4 protein-coding genes are annotated in these 8,005 nt (G+C 59.9%); 3 read left to right on the top strand and 1 reads right to left on the bottom strand.

Translation table 11 applies throughout. From position 1 onward, the window contains the following. Positions 1 to 105: 105 nt before the first annotated feature. Positions 106 to 1,290, bottom strand: coding sequence for an MFS transporter (locus VSX56_RS07695; RefSeq protein ID WP_350936148.1), 1,185 nt, complete (start codon positions 1,288 to 1,290; stop codon positions 106 to 108). 97 nt (positions 1,291 to 1,387) lie between these two features. Between VSX56_RS07695 and VSX56_RS07690 the strand changes: the two genes are divergently transcribed. The 3 genes from VSX56_RS07690 to VSX56_RS07680 all read left to right on the top strand — a co-directional run bounded on the left by VSX56_RS07690 (position 1,388) and on the right by VSX56_RS07680 (position 7,852). Beyond that, complete coding sequence (locus tag VSX56_RS07690) at positions 1,388 to 1,987, top strand: TetR/AcrR family transcriptional regulator (RefSeq protein ID WP_350936146.1); 600 nt, start codon at positions 1,388 to 1,390, stop codon at positions 1,985 to 1,987. A gap of 334 nt (positions 1,988 to 2,321) precedes the next feature. After that, a complete protein-coding gene (locus VSX56_RS07685) occupies positions 2,322 to 3,725 on the top strand; it encodes a GntP family permease (protein WP_350936144.1) in 1,404 nt (467 codons plus the stop codon). A 758-nt stretch (positions 3,726 to 4,483) separates the two neighbouring features. Continuing rightward, positions 4,484 to 7,852 (top strand): Hint domain-containing protein, encoded by a 3,369-nt coding sequence (locus tag VSX56_RS07680; RefSeq protein ID WP_350936142.1) that lies wholly within the window; start codon positions 4,484 to 4,486, stop codon positions 7,850 to 7,852. Positions 7,853 to 8,005 lie beyond the last annotated feature (153 nt).

Raw genomic sequence — 8,005 nt, 5'->3', positions numbered from 1 at the left:
GAAACGTGTGTTCTTCATCGGAATCTCCTCACTCATCCTGACGAGAAAATTCTACTTCCGCATTCCTTTATGATCAGGGGGGATTACCATAGGACCGGTCGATCCTCAGGCGCGCGCAAAGGCGCTTTTGCGCTCGCGGAAGATCAGTGCGGCAAGGAGTGCACCTGCCAGAGCGGCCACGGAGAAGGCCATAAAGGCGAGGTGGAAACCGCCCGCCGTGATCAGAGGCTGGGTCAGGATCGGCGAGATGAATTGGCCGATGAACAGGCTGAAGGTCAGTGCGCCCGACGCCATGCCGTGATGGCGCATCGGCACCGCATCCAGCGTTGAATTGAAGAGCGTGGGCACAATCAGACCGGGCCCCATGCCAACGAAGAGCGAGGCGACGGCGATCATCGGCACCAGTTGGACATAGCTCATCAGCAGGAAGCCCGCCGCAAGCATTACAAACCCCGCCGCCAGTACTCCGCCGCGCCCGAGCGTGCGGCGCAGGAACGGATAGACCATTGCGATAGCGCCCGCCGCGAAGGTGACGCAGACCATCATCAGGGCGGCGGTGCTCGGATCGGCATGGCCGAGTTGGCGCAGATAGAAGGCGATCTGCGTGGGCAGGATATAGAAGGTGGCGAAGGTCAGCGCCATCAATAGAAGTCCGAGCCCCAGAACCAGGGGCCAGCCGTCCTGACCCTGCGAGCTGGGGTGGCTGCCATCCGTATGCGCGTGGCTCCTTGGCTCGTCGAGGCACAGATAGAGGATCGGCAGATAGACGAGGCCCGCCAGATAGAGCGCGAACGGATAGAAGGAGGAATGGTTGGCCAGCTGTCCGGCCACAGCGATGAAGATCAACCCGCCGAAATTGATGAAGGTCATCTGTAGGCCCATGAACCTGCCACGTTCGGCGCCATGGAAATATTGTGCCACCAGCGCGGTCATCGCCGTCATCAGCATGGCGACGCTCACCCCCAGAACGAGGCGGGTGCCGAGTAGCACAGGGAGAGTGGGGGCCCAGAGCCCGGCACTGCCCGCAAGCCCGAACAAAGCGGCACCGGTGATCAGCATGGCCTTGCGCCCCACACGGTCAACCACGGAACCCGCAAACGGGGCGATGATCGCGACGGTCAGCGAGGGGGCGGTGATCAGCAGAGGGGTCAGCAGATCGGCATTCGGGGTGCCTGCGAAATAGGCCCCGATGCCTGGAAGGCCGGGGCTGATGATGGCGTTGGACATGACCGTCAGCGTGGCGGCGAGCAGCAATGCAACGGCGCGACGGTCCTTCAGCAAAGAACCCATGGGAGGCACCTATGACAATGAGGGGATTACAGTTTACAAATTCTGTAACTTGTAAGAAGTAGATATTCAAGTGCAGTAAATCCCCGAGGCCGGACCTATGCCCAGAACAGGACTTTCCTCCGAAACGTTGAAATGCCGTGCGGTCGAGGTGGCCCAGCAGCGCATAAAAGCGGTGGGATATAGCAAGTTCCGTGTCACTGATGTGGCGGCCGAACTGGGGGTCAGCCATGCCGCGCTCTATGCCCATTTTTCGGGAAAGGCGGATATTCTGGATGCGGTGGTGGGCCATTGGTTGGATCTGGCACATGAGGAGTTGCGCGCGGCGGTCTCGGGTCCCGGCACCGCTGAAGAGCGACTTGAAAGCTGGCTGATCCAGCGGCTGCGGCTCAAACGCGAGGCGGCGGTGAAGGATCCCGAGCTTTACGAGGCCTATTGCGAAGCCTCCGACCGGTTGCGCGACGTCGTTCAGCGTTACAAATCCATCTGGCGTGACCAGATTGCCAAGCTTCTGGTGCAGGCGATCCCCGGTCTGAAAGATCCGATCCATGCAGCCTGTCTGGTGCAGCAGGCGATGTATGGCTTCAACCATCCGCGGCTGGTTCTGGACTATCTCGACGCCGATACCGAAGAGGTGGATACACGCCTGCGCGATGTCCTGCGCACGCTTATTGCGGGTTTGCGCGTCCTCTCCCGATAATCTTTTCCGAGAGGCCGGAGAGATCAGCCTCTGCCGATAAGTGGCATGGCGGGTCGGGCCTTTCTGCTCGAGCAGGTGAAGCTGCGCGTTCTGCCGCAGATGCCGGACGCATCTGGGTCCGCTCCACGGATCACGGATCGTATACGACTTCGTGAAGCCCGCGAGATTGACAAATGCTTGCCCGATGGACGCTATGCGCTCGTTCGGACATATGCATGGCTGTTTGCCCTTCAAGCAGTTGCGCCATGTTGCCGGACCCGAGAGATGCAGGTGGAGGCCCCGCATCTTCCGGCCCTGATCGGGCCGCGTGTCGTGTAACAAGTATGGGGGAGATATGACGAGTTCCGACATCCAATTACTGGCTATCGCTTTGGCTGGCGTTCTATTCCTCGTGGGGCTGATCGTCTCGCGGATCAGGCTCCATCCACTTCTGGCGCTTCTGGTTACAGCACTGGCTGTCGGACTGGCCGTGGGAATGCCCGTAGACAAGATCGTCTCCACCATGACCGGAGGCGCGGGAAAAACGCTGAGCGGCGTCGGTCTCGTGATCGCGCTTGGCGCAATGCTGGGCAAGATCCTTGCCGATACCGGCGTGACAGAGAGCATCTCGGAGGCCCTGATCCGCAAGACGCCCGCACATCTTCTGCCATGGGCTATGGCGGCGACCGCCTTCGTGGTGGGGATCCCGATGTTCTTCGAGGTCGGTCTGGTGGTCATGCTGCCATTGATCTTCTCCGTGGCGCGGAAGCTGGAAAGCGCATCGGAGACCCCGTCGGGGGTCAGGGGCTCGAGCTATATGTTTGTGGGGGTTCCCGTCATTGCCGCGCTGGCCTCGATGCACGGGATGGTTCCGCCCCATCCCGGCCCGCTGACGGCCATTGCGGCGCTTGACGCCAGTGTCGGTGCGACCATGATCTACGGTTTCTGCGCGGCAATTCCCGCAATCATTCTGGCCGGACCGGTCTACGGCCGGTTTATCGCGCCGAAGCTTGCCGCCGTTCGCCCCGATGGGGAGATGATTTCCCAGTTTACCGAGAAGACGGGGGAGGACAGGTCCGCGATGCAGCCCCCTTCGGCAGGGCTGTCCTTGCTGACGGCGCTGATGCCTGCGCTTTTGATGCTGTTGCACTCTCTCACCCAGCTCGCTCTGCCCGGGGGATCGGGCCTGCTGACGGTCACGGCTTTCCTCGGCAATCCGGTGATCGCCATGCTGCTCAGCGTGCTGTTTGCGGCTCTTGTGCTCGTCTATCTGCGGCAGGGGGATGCGGAGGTTCTGCGCAGTTCCATGACGGCGAGCCTGCGTCCGATCGGGAATGTCTTGCTGATCATTGCGGGCGGCGGTGCCTTCCAGCATGTTCTGGCGGCCGCCAATGTGGGCGATGCGATCATGCATCTGAGCCAGCAATTCCATCTCTCGCCCCTTCTTCTCGGCTGGATCATTGCCATGCTGCTCTCGGTCTCGACGGGCTCGGCCACGGTCGGGATCGTGGGGGCGGCGGGCCTTCTGGCGCCGCTTGCGGGGGCGGGCAATGTGAATACCTCGCTTCTGGCGCTCTCGATCGGGGCGGGGTCGCTGTTTTTCAACTATGCCAACCATGCGGGATTCTGGCTGGTGAAGGAAAGCTTCAGCATGTCGATGAAAGAAGCTACGCTGTCTATCTCGATCATCCAGTCCATCGTGGCGCTGGTCGGTCTCGCGATGGTGCTGGTTATGAACCTGCTTCCGGCCATCGGCTGAGATCATATCGTCGGGCAGGCGGGCAATGTCTGCCTGTCGCGTCCCTCGCCACCATGTCTATGAGGGGCCTGTTCGTCTGCAGACGATCTGGGGCTGGCAGCGGTTGTCCGGGCAGGCTTCTCCCAACAGTCAGGTCGGCGCTGATTGATTTACCAGACAGACGGCCTTGGCGCGATTCGAGAAAGTGTTTCGGATCAGGCGACAATGTTGCTGAAAACTGGCATTTAAAGCGAAAATGATTGGTGCCGAGTTAACCTCTCTCTCGGATTCTTTCCTCTGTTTTAAAAAGCTGATCGGCATGATGAGAGCCGTCTATTGTTTCCAAGAGAGATGGTTATCGACAAGAAATCGCCCCGATCTCTCGGTTTTTATCTCGTTTTGGCGTGAATTGTCGCCAATACCGAGACACAACTTTGGCAAAGATATGACGCCTCGCGCGTGGGTTGTGGTTAAGGCTTCAGCTGGTGACGGCGCGGAAGGGGGTGCCGTTCAAATATCTCTTTTTTTATGTAATCCCATTGAGTATTCCCCTTGGTAAGGCATCTGACTGCGGCCAGCGGAGAAGCTCACGCTGGACTCGCTCGCCCCCTATCGGGGATCGGCGAAAGATCTCTGGACGTGTGTCTTGATCGCGCTTTATCACGAAGGGGTCAGGCTTTCGCGCCACAGTCTGCCCCGCTGAAGACCGGCGTTTCCAAAGCGCCTAGCGCTTGTGTTGTTTACCGGAGTGAAGGCCGGTTTCAGGTGAGGTGAAAAGTATGACGTATACTACGAGTAAAACGGCCCCTTCGTGCAACACAGGCGGGACGACAAGCAGTGACGGCGTTGTCAGCGGCACCAGCGGGAATGATACCATCGACGCCACCTATGTCGACCGCGACGGCGATCGTGTGGATGACGGCAAGGGAACGTATACCTATACCGACAGCTACGGCAACACCTACACCTTCACCGGCAATCAGGATGTCATCTCGGCGGGAGATGGCAATGACCTGATCAAATCGGGCACGGCGCAAGACGCGGTCGTCGCAGGGAACGGCAATGATACCGTCTATGCCGGCGACGGTGATGATTACGTCTGGGGGCAGGCGGGTAATGACAGCCTCATGGGCGAGGCGGGGAACGACTCCATCGCCGCTGGCACCGGCGCGGATTATGTATCGGGCGGTGCGGGCAACGATTACATCTGGGGCGAGGATGGCAACGACACCATTGATGGTGGCGATGGAAATGACGTGATCGATGCGGGCACCGGCGACGACAGCGTCACGGGCGGTGCGGGCAATGATGCGATCGCCGGCAATGACGGTAATGACGTCATCAATGGCGGCGCGGGCACCGATTATATCTGGGGCAATGCCGGCGCTGATACCCTGTCGGGCGGCGATGATGCGGATGCGATCTCTGGCGGCGACGGCGCCGACAAGATCTATGGCGATGCCGGTAACGACTCTCTTTACGGCAATGCCGATAACGACTCCATCTGGGGTGGGGACGGCAATGACTATATCGATGGCGGCACGGGCAGCGACTATGCCTCGGGTGGAGCCGGCAACGATACCTTCGTGGGCGGCGCTGAATCGGATTATTTCTCCGGCGGCACCGGTCTCGACATGGTCGACTATTCCGGCTCGACCTCGGCGGTCAATGTCAACCTGTCCTCGATGTCGGGCACCGGCGGCTATGCCGATGGCGACAAGTATGACGGCGTCGACGGGGCCTATGGCTCGGAATATGACGATACGCTGACCGGCTTCGACGGCGAAAGCACCAGCGGTTCGGATGCTTATACCAATGTCTTCTACGGCAATGGTGGCAATGATTATATCGACGGCGCGGGCGGTTCCGACTCGCTCTATGGCGGCGACGACGATGACACGATCGTTGCCGGTTCGGGGAACGATTACGTCGAGGGCAATGACGGCAACGATTCCATCACCGGCGGTGACGGTAACGATACGCTCTACGGCGATAATAGCGCCGCGACCAATACCAGCGCGGGCAATACGCTGACGGTGACCATCACCAGCACGAGCGCGGGCTATGTGAACTCGGTCTTCGTCTATAGCGTCGATCCCGATACCGGCGATATCACGACAACGACCCTGACCGCCAATGCGGCCAATTCCGTCGGCACGACCTATACCTACGACACGACCGATGGCGAGATCGTCGGGATCGGTATCACCACCTCGGCTGGCTATACCTATTATTCCTCTGCCTATGGCGAGAACGTGGGTATGAACCCCGACGGGATCAGCCATACCTCGGTCTTGGGCCAGGAGGATGACGGCTCCTACAATATCGGCTTCGAGGATATCTATGGCGGCGGCGACGAGGATTTCAACGACGTCGTCCTGAACGTCAATCTCTCGAATTCCGGCGCGGTGGTGGATACGCCCGATGGTGTGCTCAGCGCGGGCGGGGATGACTATATCTCCGGCGGGGCAGGCGACGACTCCATCATCGGGGGCGGCGGAAACGATACCCTGCTGGGGGATGCGGGTAACGACACGATCAGCGGTGGCACCGGCGACGATTCCATCACCGGCGGCGCAGGCAGCGACTCTGTCGATGGCGGCGATGGCGATGATTACATCAACACCGCCGATACTTCTTCCACGGCGCTGCCCGATCGCGGCTATAGCGGCTATTATTCCGCGGATACCGATCCCTATAACGACCGTGACACCGTCATGGGCGGCGCGGGCAATGACACGATCCTCACCGGCGATGATAATGACAGCATCGATGGCGGCGATGGCGATGACAGCATCGACGCGGGCTATGACGATGACACCGTCACGGGCGGCGCGGGCAATGATTTCATCGTTGGCAGCGAAGGGCGCGATTCCATTGACGGCGGCGACGGCAATGACACCATTTATGGTGGTGCCGGCCCGATCGGCTATGACGTCAATATCGCGGATGATAACGGCGACAAGGTCACCGATAACGGCATGGACACGCTCTCGGGCGGCGCTGGCGATGACGTCATCTATGGCGAGGATGACGACGATCTCATCTATGGCGGCACCGGCAACGATTATCTCGATGGCGGCGTCGATGACGATACGATCTATGGCGATGAGGGCAATGACACCCTGATCGGCGGGCAGGGCAATGACTCCCTGCTCGGTGGCACCGGCGACGACTCCCTCTCGGGGGGCACAGGGGCCGATTACCTCGAAGGCGATTCGGGCGTCGACACGGTCAAGGGTGGTGCCGGGAATGACACCATTCTAGGCGGGGATTCGGACAGCCTCGCCGGTGGCGCGGATGCTGATGACTTTATCATCAGCAACACCGATGCGACCAACGGCAGTAATACGACCGTGACCGTTGAGGGCGGTTCGGGCGGGAATGACTGGGATACGCTCGATTATTCGGGGCTGATCTCGGCGGGCTATACGGTCACCAGCATTACCAAAACGGCCGAGACCAATGGTAATCCGGGCTTTGACGGGACGATCAAGTTCTACAATGCTTCGACCAATTCCTGCCAGACGATCAACTTCACCGATATTGAAGAACTGGTGCCGTGCTTCACGCCGGGGACGCTGATTGCGACACCGCATGGCGAGACGCCGGTCGAAGATCTGAAGGTGGGCGACAAGGTTATCACCCGCGATAACGGGATCCAGGAGATCCGCTGGGCGGGCCGTCGCGATCTGACCAAGGCCGAGCTGAATGCCGCTCCCCATCTCAAGCCGGTTCTGATCCGCGCAGGCTCGCTGGGCCCCGATCTGCCCGAGCGCGACATGATTGTGTCGCCCAACCACCGGATGCTGGTGGCCAACGCGCAGACAAGCCTCTTCTTCGAAGAGCACGAGGTCTTCGTCTCGGCCAAGCATATGCAGGGCATGGCGGGCGTCTCCACGGCCGAGACGCTGGGCACCAGCTATCTCCACTTCATGTTCGACCGTCATGAAGTCGTTCTGGGGAATGGCGCATGGACCGAAAGCTTCCAGCCCGGTGACCAGACGCTCGGCAGCATGGGCAATGCCCAACGCGACGAGATCTTTGCGCTGTTCCCCGAACTGCGCACGCATAAGGGTGTCGACGACTATCAAGCCGCGCGTAAATCGCTCAAGCGGTTCGAAGCAGAACTTTTGAAAATGGCATGATCCTGTCAGCCGCGTCCTCCTATAGGGCGCGGCTGTTCCATCTCTTTGGCAGACCGATCCTTTTTTGCCTGTTTTTTGAAATTTCCATTCTGGAAACAGATTAATTCAATTTTTTCACGAGCTTTCACTTTTACGCTGGCTGCCCCGACGGTA

Source organism: Thioclava kandeliae (assembly GCF_040297545.1).
Taxonomy (GTDB): Bacteria; Pseudomonadota; Alphaproteobacteria; order Rhodobacterales; family Rhodobacteraceae; genus Thioclava; species Thioclava kandeliae.
The sequence above is the reverse complement of the archived record's forward strand: the minus strand, read 5'-3'. Positions and strand labels throughout refer to the sequence as shown.